Here is a 15,263-nt window from a genome sequence, read left to right on the forward strand (position 1 = left end):
ATGCAAGCGGTGGCTCCAACGGTTATAGCTCCTGCGGCTTTTGCTGGCCTCCACGGGACTGTTCTGATGAACTGGTCTCCGCGCCATGAACCGCATCGACCGCCTTACCGGCATCATCCTGCTGTTGCAGAGCCACCGCGTGATCACCGCGGAGCAGATCGCCGCGCATTATGAGATCAGCGTGCGCACGGTGTATCGTGATCTGGCGGCGCTGGGGGAGGCGGGCGTGCCGATCATCGCGGAGGCGGGTATGGGCTACAGCCTGATGCGTGGCTACCACATGCCGCCGGTGATGTTTACGGAGGATGAAGCGGCGGCCCTTTTCATGAGCGGCGAGATCGCCGAGCAGATCGCGGACGAGTCCTTGCGCGACTCGCTGCGCGCGGCCTTGCTGAAGGTGCGCTCGGTCCTGCCTGCGGATCGCCGCGACTATCTCGACCGGCTTTCCGAGCGAACCAAGGTGTGGCTGAGCCGCCGGTCCGTGCAGGAGGACGAGGAATGCCATCAGGCGTTGATGCGCTTGCAAGAGGCCGTGGTCCGCCGCCGTTGCACCGCACTGCGTTATGATGCGGGCAACCGTGGCGAGATCACCACCCGCATGGTGGAACCGTTGGGAGTCGTTTTCTACGCTCGCCAGTGGCATCTCATCGCCTGGTGCCGGATGCGGAAGGCGATGCGTGATTTCCGGCTCGACCGGCTGGTCGACTGGGAAGTGACGGACGAGTCCTTCCTAGGGCACGAGGATTTCTCCCTCAGCGAGTTTTTGGAGGAAGCGATCCGCGGGCGGGAGCTGGTTCCGGCCACGGTGATCTTCCACCCGCAGGTCATGGAACGGGTGCGCGGCGAGATGATGTGCGCCCGGACCCGCGAGACGCGGCTGCCCGACGGACGCTACCAGGTCGATACGTTGACGGGTTCTCTGGAGTGGCTGGCCGGATGGTTGATGAGCTTTGGAACGACGGTGGAGGTGGCGGAGCCGCTGGAACTGCGGTCGATGGTCCGGAACCTCGCCTTCCAGATCGCGGAGGCCCATGCAGGAGCTTTTGAAAATATTCCAACACTCCTGACATAGGGTTGTCAGTGGCATGGGTTTGGATGTGGACGTCCTCCGATGAGCGGGGACGAAACCATCACCTCAAACGAATCCAACCCTATGAAAAAGAACGCCCTGAACTGGTTCGAAATCCACGTCGCCGACCTCGCCCGCGCCAAGCGCTTCTATGACACGATCCTGGACACCACGCTCCAGACCGTGGAGTGCGAAACGGGCTGCCAGATGGCCATTTTTCCTCACGAGCAGGGACAGGGCATCGGTGGTGCGCTGACGAAGATGGACGAATGCGGCCCGGCGGCCGGTGGCACCGTGGTCTATCTGAATGTCGAGGGTGACCTCGATGGAGTGTTGTCCCGTGTCGTTGCCGCGGGAGGCAAGATCGTCCGCGAGCGCATGGCCATCCCGCCGCACGGTTTCATCGGCATCATCGGTGACACCGAGGGCAACGTCGTCGGTCTCCACAGCATGGTGTGAACCTGTGGCTGATCCCTGCTTCCGGAATATTTCCGGAGGCAGGGATGCTTTTTGCCAGCGGAGGACAAATGATCCCGGCGTTTCCCATTGCCATCCTAACCGCTTTACCCTTCGCGCTCCGTCGGCTTGCATGTCTCCGGATCATGGAGACGCAACCCCCTGCGCGTACATTCTGGTGCTTCATCAGCTACCGCCACGCCGATAACAAGGATTCCGGCCGCCAGTGGGCGACGTGGCTGCACCAGCAGATCGAGACCTACGAGGTGCCGTCCGATCTGGTCGGCACCGTCAATGGACGGGGCGATACGATCCCCGAGCGGATCTTTCCCGTCTTCCGTGATGAGGACGAGTTGCCCGCGAACGCTGATCTGGCCTCGCCGATCTACCGCGCGCTGGATGCCTCGAAGTTCCTCGTCGTGCTGTGTTCGCCGCGGGCGGTGCAGTCGAGCTACGTTGCGGACGAGATCGTGTACTACAAGAAGATCGGCCGCAGCGACCGGGTACTCGCGGCGATCCTCGATGGCGATCCGCGCGACAGCTTTCCAAGACCCCTGCAACATCCCGTCGATGCGAATGGAGTGTTGATTGAAAACGAGCACGCCGAACCCATCGCCGCGGATTTCCGTCTCGTCGATGACACGCAGGGGTGGACCAGTCCGGAGGCTTACCGGCAGGCCTTGGAAGGCAATGGCGTGGCGCGCAAGGAAATCGACCGCCTTGTGACCGACTACAAGGGCCGCCTCGAACTTGGGAAACTCAAGATCATCGCTGGTGTGCTCGGCCTGCCGCTCGGCACGCTGACGCAGCGTGACAAGGTCTATCAGCTAGAGAAAGAGCGCCGCCGCGCCCGCATTTTCCGCCGGGTGACGGCAGCCATGTCGGTGCTGCTCGTTGCCGCGATTGCCGGCGGCGTGTTTGCCTCGATCAAGCAGCGCGAGGCGGAAGCCCAGAGGCTGGCGGCCGTTTCAGCCCGTGACGCGGAGGCCACGGCGCGTTCGCTGGCGGAATCGCGGCGTGTCGAGGCGGAGGATGCGCGGGGTGTCGCGGAAACGCGCCGGACCGAGGCGGAACAGGCGAAGACGCTCGCGGAGCAGCGCCGCGTGGAATCCGAGTCCCGCCTCGCGAAGAGCAACATCCTGCTCGCGGACCGCCTCACCCGCGAGGGCAACACCATCGATGCGGCGAGCGCCTTGTGGGAGGTGCCGGAGCACGAGCGCCAGTGGGACTGGGGCTATCTGCTCGGCCGCGCGTATCCGGAGACGGGCTATTTCCAGATCTCGAATGCGGATGGCGTTCCCCTTGCGGCGCAGGCCTGCGCGCTCGATCCTTCCGGGCGCCAGGCGGCGTTCTGGGGCGGGGATTTGTTGAAGCGCATCCGCATCCAGCCGGACGGTGCTGCTACGATGGATACCGTAGCCGTGAAAAACGGCGTGGCGCAGGCGGTGGTGAGCCGCTCCGGTGCCATGGCATTTCTGGATGGCAACGTGGTGCGCGTGATTTTGCCGGACGGCAGGGAGGCACCCCCGCTGGAACTCGCGGACCAGGAGCCGGAGATTTTCCCGCCACTTGCCTTCCTGGACGATGCCGGAACGATGCTGGTGCTGAAGTCCGGCGAGTCCTGGCGGATTCTCCGTGCGTCCGAGCAGGGTGTGGCTGAGTTCGGGCGGATCGAGGAGAATTTCGAATCGGAACGTTTCTGCGGCAGTTCGGCGGACGGGCATCGCTGGCTCGCCGCATCCTCGGATACGGGAGTGACCGTGTACGATGAGGAAGGCCGCATCGTGGACAAGATTCCCGGCGTCTGGCAGGGAAGCGCGGCCATTTCGGAGGATGGGACGGTGGCGGTCGGAGACATCACCGAGTCGGTGGAACTGCGCATGCCCGATGGCAAGCACCGCAAGCTCTTCACCGGCGAAGAGGGAGCGATCTCCCACTTGGCCACCGGTTGCACGTTGCGGTGGATGGGCAAGCGGCTCTTTGTCCGTACCGCGCATCAGGTGCGGATGTGGGATCTGCGGATGAAGCCGCCGAAGGGAGAAGAGCTTTCGCCGGGAGTGTGGGAAATCCCCGGTGAGAGCACGGTGCGCATGGCAGTCGGCGATGCGTGGATCGCCGTGACCCTGGTGGATGGCTCCATCGCCATCGCCTCGACCGATGATATGACCGAGATCCAGCGTTTCCGCGGGCATTCCGGAGAGGTGCGGGATCTGCGCTTTCCATTCGATCATCTCCTCGCCAGTGCGGCGACGGATGGCACCCTGCGCTATTGGACGCCCGGAACTCACACGCGGATGGGCACGCAGACCGCGGAGATCAAGGATTCCCTCTTCAAGGGGAATCCCGATGTGTGGCCGGGCCTGGCCAAGGAAAACTCCGATGTCGGCCTACTGCCGGTGGGACCTGGAGTTCCGCCAGGGACGACCATCAAGGTGTCGTCTCCGGACGGGCGCTTTCATGCCACCACCGGCGAAGACGGACAGGTGCGTCTTTGGAAAGGCGATGGCACGGAGCCGTCGATCGTGTTGCCTGCACTTGGCAAGCGCGGCATCGGACTGGCCTTTTCGAAGGACGGTCGCAGCTTGGGCGCGGAATCGTTCGTGCCAGGGGAGTTTCTGGATTTCGAGCAGGAGTGGAACACCGAGCCGTGGACGCGTGTGCAGCTCGGGATTGATGCGTCGGCCGATTGGCGGAAGGCATACGAGCAGGTTTTCGAGAAGCGCTTCGAGGCCGCTTGGAAGACGCAGGGGAGGTGAGGCGCTACGTAAGAAGATGCGAAGCCTCAATTTCTGCAGAGCCCGATCGCCCTTCGCACGACCTCGGCGGAGTGACGGAAAGCAGTTGCCTCGGCATCATTCAGCACGGGTTTCAGCACTTTCTCGATTCCGCCGCGACCCACCACGACGGGCAGGCTCAGGCAGACATCGCTGACGCCTTCATAGCCATCCACCCGTACGCTGAGAGGCATCGTCCGTTTGTCGTCCAGCGCGATGGACTCGAGAATGGCGGAGGCGGACATGGCGATGCCGTAGCTGGTGTGACCCTTGCGGCGGTAGATTTCCTGGCCCATGGTCGCAGCTTGTTGGAACATCGCGCGCCGTTCCGGGGTGTCCGCGATCCGTTCCGCGCCCGCATGGGCCATGCTCATGGCGGGGAACTGCGTGTCACCGTGTTCGCCGAGGATGTAGGCGCGGAGATCGTCCGGATAGATGCCGAGCTCGCGCGAGAGCAGGTGCCGGAAACGCATCGAGTCCAGCAGTGTGCCGGTGCCGAAAACCCGCGAGGCCGGCCATCCGGTGATACGCAGCGCCTGCCAGGTGAGAACATCCACCGGGTTCGTCACCATCAACAACAGCGCGTTTGGCGAGGCTTCCACCAGCGGAGGCAGCATCTTTTCGAGCAGTCGCGTGTTCGCCGGTCCCAATGCGAGGCGGTCTTCCACTTCCTGCGTTGCCGAGGCGCAAAAGACGATCACGTCTGAGCCCGCTGTATCCGCTACCTCTCCGGCACGGATCTTCACCGGCGCGGGATAGAACGATTCGCCATGCGCGAGATCCAGTGCCTCGCCGTGCATGCGATCGAGATCACGTCCGACCAGCACCAGTTCGCGGGCGAAGCCGCGCAGTGTCACGGCAAACGCGAGGGCCATGCCAACCTTTCCCGGCCCGATGATGGAGAGCTTCATGACAGTGAGCCTAACTGCTGCGACATCCGATGAAAGACCGGGATGGGACGGAGATGAAACTCAACAAACATTGACCATCTGTATTTTCCGTGGATGTATCGCGGATATGACAATGCAACAACAGCAGTATCCCCGGACTTCCGGTCTTGCGATCGCCAGTTTGGTGACGGGGCTTCTGGGCCTGGGGTTGGTGGCCGTGATCTGCGGACACATCGCCCTCTCACAGATCAAGAAGTCCGCGGGCGCGCTCACTGGAAAGGGCATGGCGGTCACGGGTCTGGTCGTCGGCTACGTGACGATCGCGCTGGTGATGCTGCTCATGGTTCCGATGCTGTTCATCGGTGCCAGGGCTTGGAAGAAAGGTTCCGATCGCGCCGGCTGCATCATGTATCAGCGCAATGTCCAACAGGCGGTCCGCACCTATGAGGTCGCCAACCGTCTCAAGCCCGGTGCCCGGATCGATTGGGGCAAGGTCACCCTGCCCACCGGCACCAGCCTCACCCAACCCTGCCCGGCGGGTGGAGCCTATGTCATCAGCGAGACGATTCCTTCCGTGGGTGACATGGTGGTGGAATGCCCGCACGCGGGTGTGCCGGACAAGCATGAGCCGGCCGATCACCACGATTGGTGACCGGCATTCCCGCCGGGTGGCGGTTCCTCAGCGGGCCGCCACCAGATCGTAGCCGCGCCAGTCGCCGATGGTCACATCGGCGAAGCTGCCCACCGGAATGGTCTCGTCCACATGGACGGAGCCATCGATTTCCGGCGCGTCCCATTCGGTGCGGGCGATGCCGGGTTCTTCAACGAGGACGCGGACCTGCTTGCCGACCTGGGCCTGGTTGGTCTCACCAGCCACCTTCTGGAGTTCCTGCATCGCACGGGACCAGCGGCTCTTGCGGGTCATGTGGTGGACGTGGTCGCCCATCTTGTAGGCGCGGGTGCCTTCCTCCTTCGAGTAGGAGAACACGCCGGCGCGCTCGAAGCGGAACTCACGGATGAACTGGAGAAGCTCTTCGAAGTCCTCTTCGGTTTCACCGGGGAAGCCGACGATGAAAGTGGTGCGGATGCCGAGATTCGGGATGCCCGCGCGCATGCGGCGGAGCAGGTCGCGGATGTAGTCGCCGTTGGTCTGGCGCTGCATCAGCTTGAGCATGTTGTCCGAGATGTGCTGGAGCGGGATGTCCACGTACTTCGCGACCTTGTCGCACTCGGCGATGGTCTGGATGAGTTCGTCGGACCAATGCGCCGGATGGGTGTAGAGCAGGCGCACCCAGAACTCGCCTTCGATCTTGTTAATCTCGCGCAGCAACGTGGCCAGCGATTCGCCCTTGGTGGAATCGACCGGGGACTTCGGGTTCGGGCGGGACTCGGTCCACTTGTCCATGCCGAAGTAGGTGGTGTCCTGGGAGATCAGGTTGATCTCCTTCACGCCGGATTTCACCAGAGCTTCCACTTCCTTCACCACGGACTCCTGTGTGCGGGAACGGTGGCGGCCGCGGATCTGGGGGATGATGCAGAAGGTGCAGGTGTGGTTGCAGCCCTCGGCGATCTTCACGTAGGCGAAGTGCTCGGGAGTGAGGCGGAAGCGCGGCGTGGTGTAGTCCGGCACGTACTGCGGCTTCAGCGTCACGAAGTCGCGCGGGTCTTCCGTGGCGGCGGGGCCTTCGGTTTTCTGGACCTCGGCGTCGTTCTTCTTGCCGAGCAGGTTTTCGATGATGGGCGCGACCTTGGTGATCTGGTCGAGGCCGATGAAGGCGTCCACTTCCGGCATGATGCCGGGCAGGTCCTTGGCGAAGCGCTGCGACAGGCAGCCCGCGACGATGATCTTCTGGCGGGCGCGCTCCGGATTGGTGCCGCGCTCGTTGACCGCGCCGAACACCGTGTCGATCGACTCCTGCTTCGCCATGTCGATGAACGAGCAGGTGTTCACGATCAGCACGTCCGCCAGATCGGCCTCGGAGGTGAGCGTCATCCCGGCTTCAGCCAGATGGCCCATCATGACTTCGGAGTCGATGAGGTTCTTGGCGCAGCCGAGCGAGATGAGACCGACGGTGGTGGACATGGTGGAAAGGGGTTCGGAAATCAGGGCAAAAAACCGCCCGCGGCGGTGATGGTCCGGCGCGGGCGCGGATGAAAGGGGAAATATGGTCCCCGGGCAATCCAACAGTTCAGAACTGGGGCGGCACGATCAATTCGTCGCCCGGCTGCGGCTTGAACTCGCCGAAGCTGGCCATCGGACTGCCGATCGCGCCTTCCGGCGTGATGTCGGTGATCTTGATCTGGCCGAGGATGCCGGTCTTCTTGCGGATGCCAAGGACGGAGCCGACCTGGACATAGGCTGGCATCTTGATGTCCATGACGACCACTCCGCCGAGCTGCGGGTCTTCCTGGTATTCCTTCACCACGGCCATGACGAGGGCGTCGGAAATCTCCCGGGCGCGGCGCATCTCCTGATTGCGGGATTCGAGTTCGCGGCGGTTGATCAGCAGGTTCTCGTCATCCGCCACGCGGGCCTTGCGCTCGGCCTTGCTCTTGTCATTGGCGAGCTGCTGGAGTTCGGCATCCTTGGCGGCGAGCTGGGCCTTCGCTTCCTCCAGTTCGGCGGCGGAGGGTGCGGGTGTGGGAGCGGGTGCCACGGGGCGGGCGGTGAGGGCCTCCCGTTCGGCTTTCAGGCGCTGCATTTCGAGGTTCAGTTCCTCGATCTGCTGCTTCATGCGGAGCTGATCGTCCGGCGGGGCAGTGGCGACGCCCTGTTTCATGCCGTTCCACGACATGGCCAGGGCCCCGATGAGGAGGGCCACGGTGGCGCCGAGGAGGATTTTCATCGTATCCATGGCGGGGGAAGGTGGTGGGGCGTCCGGCGAATGTCAACGCGCCGGGTGAGCGGGTTTCAGCCCGCCGCCCGCCTCGCCGGTGATCTCCACCCGCGTTCCCACCCGGCACTTCTCGAAGATCAGCGGCTGGATGGCGGCGGGGATCCGGATGCAGCCGTAGCTCAGCGCGGACCGGGGCACGACGTAGCCGACGTGCAGCCCGACGCCGTCCCAGGTCAACCGCATCCAGTAGGGCATGGAATAGCCCTCATAGACGGCGTCCTTCGGCGGTTTCGGCAGATCCGTGGAAGGGCCGAGATCGGCTCCGGATTTCGAATCCCTGTAACGACCGTAGCGATTCGAGCGCTTGTCCGCGATTTTTTCCGTGATCCGGAAGGAGCCGGTCGGCGTTTCGTGGCCGGGCTTGCCGGTGGAGACGTCGGTTTCGACCACCACCGCATCGTGGGCATCGAGAATCCGTGCCTTTTGCTCGGTCAGGTCGATTTGAACGTGGGTGTCCTTCGGATGAAGGGCGTCGTAGCGGGCCCGGTCGACGTGGAACACCGGCTTCGGTGGCTCCGGTGGCGGCGGGGTCTTCCACGTGCAGGCAGACAGCAGGAGGGGCGAGAGACAGAAAACGGTGCGACGAATCACGCCCGCGACGTTAGGAAGACGGCGCGCGCGTTGGCAAGTGGAGCGGAGCGCCGCCTTTGTATCCGCTTGGGGAAAGAGAAAGCCGGAAACCTTGCGGCTTCCGGCTTCCTGATGCGCGGGTTTTTGGAAACGGGTCGGAATCAGGGATTCAGGATCACGCGGTAGAAGGCTTTGCCCGCCGGGGGCTCCGGATCCATGTAGAAGGTCGCGCCAGCCTCACCCGCCACGACCGCGATGGTCTGCCAGCTTCCGGCTGCAAGCGTGGTGCTGCGCTGCACCGTGAAGGTGAATCCCGCGGCGCTGGTCCAGTAGATGCCGCCGCCGCTGAGCAAGGCCATGAAGCGGGAGGTGCCGTCATTCGGGATCATGCCGAGACGGTATTCGGTCAGGTTGTCCGTACCATCGCGGTCGTAGTCACCGCCGGGGATCTGATCGAGATTGCCGAAGTAGGCGGTTTCCCAAGCGTCCGGCAGTCCGTCTCCATCGCTGTCGCCTTCCGTGAAGCGGGTGGTGGCGATGAATTCGGAGGCATCAAGCACCCGACTGCTGATGCGGATCTCATCCAGATCGCCGGTGAAGCTGTCGAAGCCCGTGAAATTGCCCGCTGCATTGTATTCCGTTTGTCCGATCACCCAGGAGGCATTGGCCACGGTGGTGGGGAAGGCTCCGCTGATCGTGGTGCTGCCTTCCAGCACATAGGCATTGTCACCGGGTGCCTTGAGCCACAGCGAGAGGGTGTCCGCGCTGATGGTGACCGCGGCGGAGTACCAACTTCCCGCGCTGATGGTGCGGGTGCTGACGACTTCATGTGCGGCGGGTGCGGCATCCACCATCCCCGCCACCACCTTGTTCGCCGCATTCAGTTTCAGCGTGAAGGGCGCCTGGTAGGGGGCGGTGGCGCCGGTGGGGTTGCCTCCCTTGCCGATGATGCCCTGAGCGGTGCCGGTCAGGGTGGTGCGGAACGAGGCCTCCACCGTGTAGGCGCTGAAGACCATCGTATTGATGGGGGCGGTGCCGGGTGTGTAGATATTGTCGCAGGTGTAGCGGTTTCCGGCCACGGCGGTGAAATTGAGCGAGGCCCGGTTCATCGCCCGCGTGTTGGGAACGGTCCAATCGGCCGCCCGTGTGGTGTAGGTCGGCGCGGTGTAGTCGGCGTAGGTGATCATGTCATTGCCGCTGCCGCTCACATCCTTCACTGCTCCCGCGACTTGCGGATAGGGAACGAGGCCGGCGGTCAGCTCCTCAAAGCGCCAGTAGGCGAGGGTGGGCGGGGCGGTGTCCGCCGCCTTGGGATTGGTGCCCGCGTGATATTCGATCAGATCCGAGCGACCATCGCCGTCGCTGTCCGCGGTGCCGTCCACATGGGCGATGGCTTGGGCGAGGCTCTCGTTTGCCAGGCCGAAGTAGTGGATCTCCCAGCCGTCCGGCAATCCATCGCCATCCTGATCCGGGGACGAATACAGGTTGGTGGGATTGGTGTTGGCGGTGAACTCGGCCAGATTGCTGTAGAGATCGCCATCCGCATCGACTCCCGGTTCGCAGGAAGCCGGACTGCCGAAGAAATGCGTCTCCCATCCATCCGCCATCTGATCGGTATCGGCATCCGGGAAGCTGAGGCGGCTCGCGGGATCGGTCTGGGCGGTGAACTCCTCGAGGTTGGTGTTGTAGTCGCCGTCCGGATCGTCGGTCGGGAGGCTGGCAAGGCTGCCGAAGTAGTGCCTTTCCCAGCCGTCCGGAAGGCCATCGGTATCCGTATCCGGGAAGGAGTTCCGGGCATTCGGGTTGGTGGAGGCTGCGAACTCCTCGGCATTCGTGCACCAGTCATTGTCCGGATCACCGGTGCCGGTTTGGTCGAGATTGCCGAAGTAAGCGGTTTCCCAGGAGTCCGGGAGGCCGTCGTGATCCGAGTCGGTGGGAATGACTGTCAGCAGTCCGGTGGCGGTGGAGAAGCTGTAGTTTCCATCCGGGGAGACCCAGACATTGCCTGCCTGAAACCAATCCTGCACCGCGAAGGTGGTGCCGAAGGTGGCGGCCATGCTGTTCACCACCAGCAGCGGGTAGGTCGTGCCCACCGTGGTGGAGGCACCGGTCAGGTTGATGGTGAAGATGCCATTGAAGGCGAATGGCGTGGCGGTTCCGGTGCCTGACACCGTGTTATACGCGCCCGAGGTGCCGAGCGCGAAGGCCAGCTTGCCGGTGGTCGCGGTGAGCACCGCGCCGCTGAGGCCGTTCACCTGGATATTGCCGGTGTAGGTATTGGCTCCGCTCAGAACCACTTGGCGACCGGAGGTGGAACCGTTTGAAGACAGCACAAGCGTGCCGCTGCTGCCGACGACGGGGGCATTGAGCGTGATCGTGGCGTTGTTCGCGAAAACAGTGGAGGTGCCCGTGCCTGCGACCGTGATCTGGTTCCCCGCGATGATGAAGGCGGTGGAGCTGTTGCTGGCGTTGTTGATGGTCGCACCATTCCACGTGAAGTTGTTCACGGTGATGGTGTTGATGTTGGTGCCCCCCTTGTAGACGAGGGAGGAGCCGTTCAGAGTCAGTGAATCTCCGCCGAAGGTGAAGTTCGTGGTGGCGTCCGCGGGAGTGCGCAGGCTGAGCCCGGTGGGAACGATGTAGGCATTCCCCGCCGCCGGGGCCTGGTTGTTCGACCAGGACAGCGCCGCGTTGAAGGAACTGGTGTTGATGGCGTTAGTGGCGGTGAGGGTGACATCCGCCGCGAAGGCCGGGGAGACCGTGGCCATCGCTGCGGCAAGCATTGTCCTAAAATAGCGTTTTTTGACGGATTTCAGACAACCGAGAGGGGTTCTATGAGTCGACTTCATGGGAGGTTTGAATTTGTATTAAAGCGATAATAACAATATTCCGGACTGTGGCGCACTCGCTGGGTCGCACCTCGTTAAAAGATTGATACATAAGGTAATTTTCGATTTTCACCGTAGGCTCGAAGCGGGTAATTAGATTGTATGATTACGACTAGTGCGTCGGCATCCTCCCGGTGAAATGCAATTCTCGTAGTCTCACGTAGGCCGGTTTTCCGTGGAAAACCGCTCATGGGGCCAAGCGTGATTTGGGAAAGGGAAGGGGGTGCCGGAAGGCACGGGATGGTGTCGCGGAGGTGCGTCCGCCACCTCGGATGCCCCGGAAATCACCGGGGTTCCCCGGTAGTTGACCCGTCCGGGACCCGTTGCTAGCGTCCGCCCCCTTCCCATGAGCGCGGACGCCCCGAACTACAAAGACACGCTGACCCTGCCGCAGACGACTTTCCCGATGCGCGGGGATCTCGTTGAGAACGAGCCGAAGCGTTTGGCGAAGTGGGAGGAGTCCGGGCTCTATCAGCGGATCATTGCCCGCCGCCAGGAGCAGAAGGCCCCGAAGTTCATCCTCCATGATGGCCCGCCGTTCGCGAACGGTGATGTCCACATGGGCACCGCCCTCAACAAGGTGCTCAAGGATCTCGTCGTGAAGTCGAAGACGATGGCGGGTTATGAAGCCCCGTTCATCCCGGGTTGGGACTGCCATGGTCTGCCGATCGAGTTCAAGGTGGTGAAGCAGGCCGCCGGGCTGGAGCCCGCGGAGATCCGCCGCCGTTGCACCGAATTCGCGGAGAAGTTCATCGATATCCAGCGCGGCTCGTTCCGCCGTCTCGGCGTGTTCGGAGACTGGTATAATCCCTACGTCACCATGGCCCCGGGCTATGAAGCGGAGATCCTGCGCGTCTTCGCGAAGCTGGTGGAGAGCGGTAGCGTCTATCAGTCGAAGAAGCCCGTGCAATGGTCCTATGGCGCTCACACCGCGCTGGCCGAGGCCGAGGTGGAGTACAAGGAAAAGGAAAGCCCGGCGATCTTCGTGAAGTTCCCGCTTTCCGCCGAGGCCGCGTGCAACCTGGGCGCCGCTGGTGCCTCGATGGTCATCTGGACCACCACCCCGTGGACGCTGCCCGCGAACCTCGGCGTGGCCCTGCATCCCGATTTCACCTACATCGTCGGCCGTTTCGAGCGCGATGGCCACGAGGAGACCCTCGTCGTGGTCCGCGAGCTGGTGGAGACCTTCGAGCAGAAGACCGGCGTGAAGCTGGTGGAAACGCTCCAGGAGCGGAAGGGCCGCGAGTTCGAGAACCTCGAAGCGCACCATCCGTTCCTCGACCGCACCTCGAAGCTGATCCTCGGCCAGTTCGTCACCACCGAGACCGGTTCCGGTGCGGTTCACATCGCTCCCGGCCACGGTGCGGACGACTATGTCGCCGGCCAGCAATACGGCCTCGGCCTGCTTTCGCCGGTCGATGACGATGGCAATTTCACCGTCGAGGTCGGCGTGCCGGAACTCGTCGGCCAGCACGTTTTCAAATCGAACGACCGCGTCATCGAGATCCTTGAGGAGAAGGGCGCGCTGCTTGGCCGCGAGAAATACATCCACTCCTATCCGCACTGCTGGCGCTCGAAGACCCCGATCATCTTCCGCGCGGTGGAGCAGTTCTTCATCTCGCTGGAAACCCTGCGTGGCGAGGCGCTGAAGGCCATCGACGGCGTCGAGTGGCTGCCCGCGTGGGGGCGCAACCGCATCTACGGCACCGTGGAATCGCGCCCGGACTGGTGCATCTCGCGCCAGCGCACCTGGGGCGTGCCGCTGCCGGTGTTCTTTGATGAGAACAACGTCGCCATCCTTTCCTCGGATCTCGCCTGCAAGGTCGCCGATCTCGTCGAGAAGGAAGGCACCAACGTGTGGTTCGAGAAGACCGATGCCGAACTCGCCGAACTGCTGGGACTCCCGGCGGGCGTGAAGAAGTGCAAGGACACGCTCGATGTCTGGATCGACTCCGGTTGTTCGCACGTCGCGGTGATGGAGAAGCGCCCCGAGCTGCACGCTCCGGCGGATCTTTACCTCGAAGCCACCGACCAGCACCGCGGCTGGTTCCAGAGCTCGCTCATGATGAGCATCGCCTGGCGCAAGGCCGCGCCCTACAAGGCCGTGCTCACCCACGGCTTCGTGGTGGACAAGGACAAGAAGGGCAAGCTCTCCAAGTCCGAGGCCGAGAAGGCCGGCAAGCCGATCGACGCCGCCCACTTCTACAACAAGTACGGTGCGGACATCGTGCGCCTGTGGGTGTCCTCCGTGGACTGGCAGAATGAAGTGCCGTTCAGCGAGGATCTCTTCAAGCAGGTGGCCGAGCCCTACCGCCGCCTCCGCAACACGCTGCGCATCCTGCTCGGCAATCTCGATGGCTTTGATCCGGAGGCTGACCGCGTCGCGCCGGAGGATATGCCGTTGCTGGACCGCTGGATCTTGGAGCGCCTCCACTCCGTGGTGGCCGAGTGCCGCAAGGCCTACGAGGGCTACGAGTTCCGCAAGGTCTTCAACGCTCTCAACCAGTTCTGCACCACCGATCTCTCCGCCGTTTACGTGGACGTGACCAAGGATCGCATGTACTGCGATGCCCGTAGTTCGCTGCGCCGCCGCGCTTCGCAGACGGCGATGTTCGATGTCTTCAACGCGCTGGCGAAGCTGCTCGCGCCGATCCTCGCCTACACCGCGGACGAGGCGTGGGAGCATGCCGGGTTCTGCGACAAGAGTGTTCACGAGCACGACTTCCCGGAGCCGGATGCGGCCTACGCGCCGGGCAAGGCGACGGAGGACGTCGAGCGGTTGTTCCAGATCAAGGCGCTCATCCAGACCGCGATTGAAAAGAGCATCCAGGCCAAGGAATTCACCCGCAACAACGAGGCGGAGGTCGATCTCATCGTTCCTACGGGAGAGTCCGTAATTGCCTTGCTGAAGGACAAGGAGCTGGCCAACGAGTTCTTCATCCTCGCCGGATTGAATGTCACCGAAGGCGCGGAACTCTCCGCCATCGCCCGCAAGACCAGCCTCTGCCTCTGCCCGCGCTGCCGCCGCCACGAGCCGTTGCTTGAAAGCGGTCTGTGCGAACGCTGCGATGAGGTGATCGCCGTGGTGAACGCCTGACTCCCACCACCATGCCCTCCCTGAAGAAGCTCCTGCTTTTCATCACCCTGCCGCTCTACATCCTCGACCAGTGGTCGAAGTGGTGGATCGTGCTGAATTTCCCGGCTCCCGTCCGGGATCTGGAGGGGAATCTCCATTGCTATGCGGAGGTGAAGATCCCGGGCTTCTTCAGCCTTTCCCGCGTGCATAACCAAGGCGTCGCCTGGGGCATGGGCAACGGCTCGGACTGGGCGCCGATCGTCTTCCTGTTCGTGCCGCTGATCGCCCTGACCCTGATCCGGGTGTTCTGGAAGAAGGGCCTCTTCAACAACCTGTTCTCGCGGATTGCGGTGGCCCTGCTGGTGTCCGGAATTCTCGGAAACCTGACCGACCGGCTGACCCAGGGCTTTTTCCTGGAGGAGTTGAAGGGGGCTCCTTTCTTCCACCGCCTTGCCGCCGGGTATGTCGTGGACTTCCTCGATTTCACCATTCCGGTCGTCAATTACCAGTGGCCGTCCTTCAATGTGGCGGATTCCTGCATCTGCGTGGCCGCCACCCTGTTGTTCATCAGCGGGCTGAGGGAAGAGAAGGCGAAGGAGCGCAAGAAGGCCGCTGCCTCGGCCTGACTTGCCAGTTGTCCGTT

11 protein-coding genes are annotated in these 15,263 nt (G+C 63.1%); 6 read left to right on the forward strand and 5 right to left on the reverse strand.

Annotated elements, in window-relative coordinates; genetic code table 11:
* Positions 1-85 precede the first annotated feature (85 nt).
* From KBB96_RS18705 to KBB96_RS18715, 3 genes are all read left to right on the forward strand, one after another.
* Positions 86-1,072, forward strand: a complete 987-nt coding sequence (locus tag KBB96_RS18705; RefSeq protein ID WP_211631017.1) for a helix-turn-helix transcriptional regulator — start codon at positions 86-88, stop codon at positions 1,070-1,072.
* An 81-nt stretch (positions 1,073-1,153) separates the two neighbouring features.
* Positions 1,154-1,528: a VOC family protein gene (locus KBB96_RS18710; RefSeq protein WP_211631018.1), complete on the forward strand. Its 375-nt coding sequence runs from the start codon at positions 1,154-1,156 to the stop codon at positions 1,526-1,528.
* Between the two features lie 143 nt (positions 1,529-1,671).
* Positions 1,672-4,281: a toll/interleukin-1 receptor domain-containing protein gene (locus tag KBB96_RS18715; protein WP_211631019.1), complete on the forward strand. Its 2,610-nt coding sequence runs from the start codon at positions 1,672-1,674 to the stop codon at positions 4,279-4,281.
* A gap of 26 nt (positions 4,282-4,307) precedes the next feature.
* On the opposite strand, the gene KBB96_RS18720 is transcribed toward KBB96_RS18715, so the two are convergent.
* Complete coding sequence (locus tag KBB96_RS18720) at positions 4,308-5,210, reverse strand: lactate/malate family dehydrogenase (protein WP_211631020.1); 903 nt, start codon at positions 5,208-5,210, stop codon at positions 4,308-4,310.
* 106 nt (positions 5,211-5,316) lie between these two features.
* On the opposite strand from KBB96_RS18720, the gene KBB96_RS18725 reads away from it, so the two are divergent.
* On the forward strand, positions 5,317-5,841 hold the full coding sequence (locus KBB96_RS18725) for a DUF4190 domain-containing protein (protein ID WP_211631021.1): 525 nt from the start codon (positions 5,317-5,319) through the stop codon (positions 5,839-5,841).
* Between the two features lie 27 nt (positions 5,842-5,868).
* Here KBB96_RS18725 and rimO read toward each other — a convergent pair whose 3' ends face one another.
* The 4 genes from rimO to KBB96_RS18745 all read right to left on the reverse strand — a co-directional run bounded on the left by rimO (position 5,869) and on the right by KBB96_RS18745 (position 11,424).
* On the reverse strand, positions 5,869-7,272 hold the full coding sequence (gene rimO / locus KBB96_RS18730) for a 30S ribosomal protein S12 methylthiotransferase RimO (protein ID WP_211631022.1): 1,404 nt from the start codon (positions 7,270-7,272) through the stop codon (positions 5,869-5,871).
* A gap of 106 nt (positions 7,273-7,378) precedes the next feature.
* Positions 7,379-8,035 (reverse strand): hypothetical protein, encoded by a 657-nt coding sequence (locus tag KBB96_RS18735; protein WP_211631023.1) that lies wholly within the window; start codon positions 8,033-8,035, stop codon positions 7,379-7,381.
* A 42-nt stretch (positions 8,036-8,077) separates the two neighbouring features.
* A complete protein-coding gene (locus KBB96_RS18740) occupies positions 8,078-8,677 on the reverse strand; it encodes a L,D-transpeptidase family protein (protein ID WP_211631024.1) in 600 nt (199 codons plus the stop codon).
* Between the two features lie 140 nt (positions 8,678-8,817).
* A complete protein-coding gene (locus tag KBB96_RS18745; protein WP_211631025.1) occupies positions 8,818-11,424 on the reverse strand; it encodes a LamG-like jellyroll fold domain-containing protein in 2,607 nt (868 codons plus the stop codon).
* A 466-nt stretch (positions 11,425-11,890) separates the two neighbouring features.
* On the opposite strand from KBB96_RS18745, the gene ileS reads away from it, so the two are divergent.
* Together ileS and KBB96_RS18755 are read left to right on the forward strand one after the other, a co-directional pair.
* The gene (gene ileS / locus KBB96_RS18750; RefSeq protein WP_211631026.1) at positions 11,891-14,641 is read left to right on the forward strand and encodes an isoleucine--tRNA ligase; all 2,751 of its coding nucleotides are present in this window, start codon (positions 11,891-11,893) and stop codon (positions 14,639-14,641) included.
* An 11-nt stretch (positions 14,642-14,652) separates the two neighbouring features.
* A complete protein-coding gene (locus KBB96_RS18755; protein ID WP_211631027.1) occupies positions 14,653-15,246 on the forward strand; it encodes a signal peptidase II in 594 nt (197 codons plus the stop codon).
* Positions 15,247-15,263 lie beyond the last annotated feature (17 nt).

It is taken from the genome of Luteolibacter ambystomatis (genome assembly GCF_018137965.1).
GTDB lineage: Bacteria > Verrucomicrobiota > Verrucomicrobiia > Verrucomicrobiales > Akkermansiaceae > Luteolibacter > Luteolibacter ambystomatis.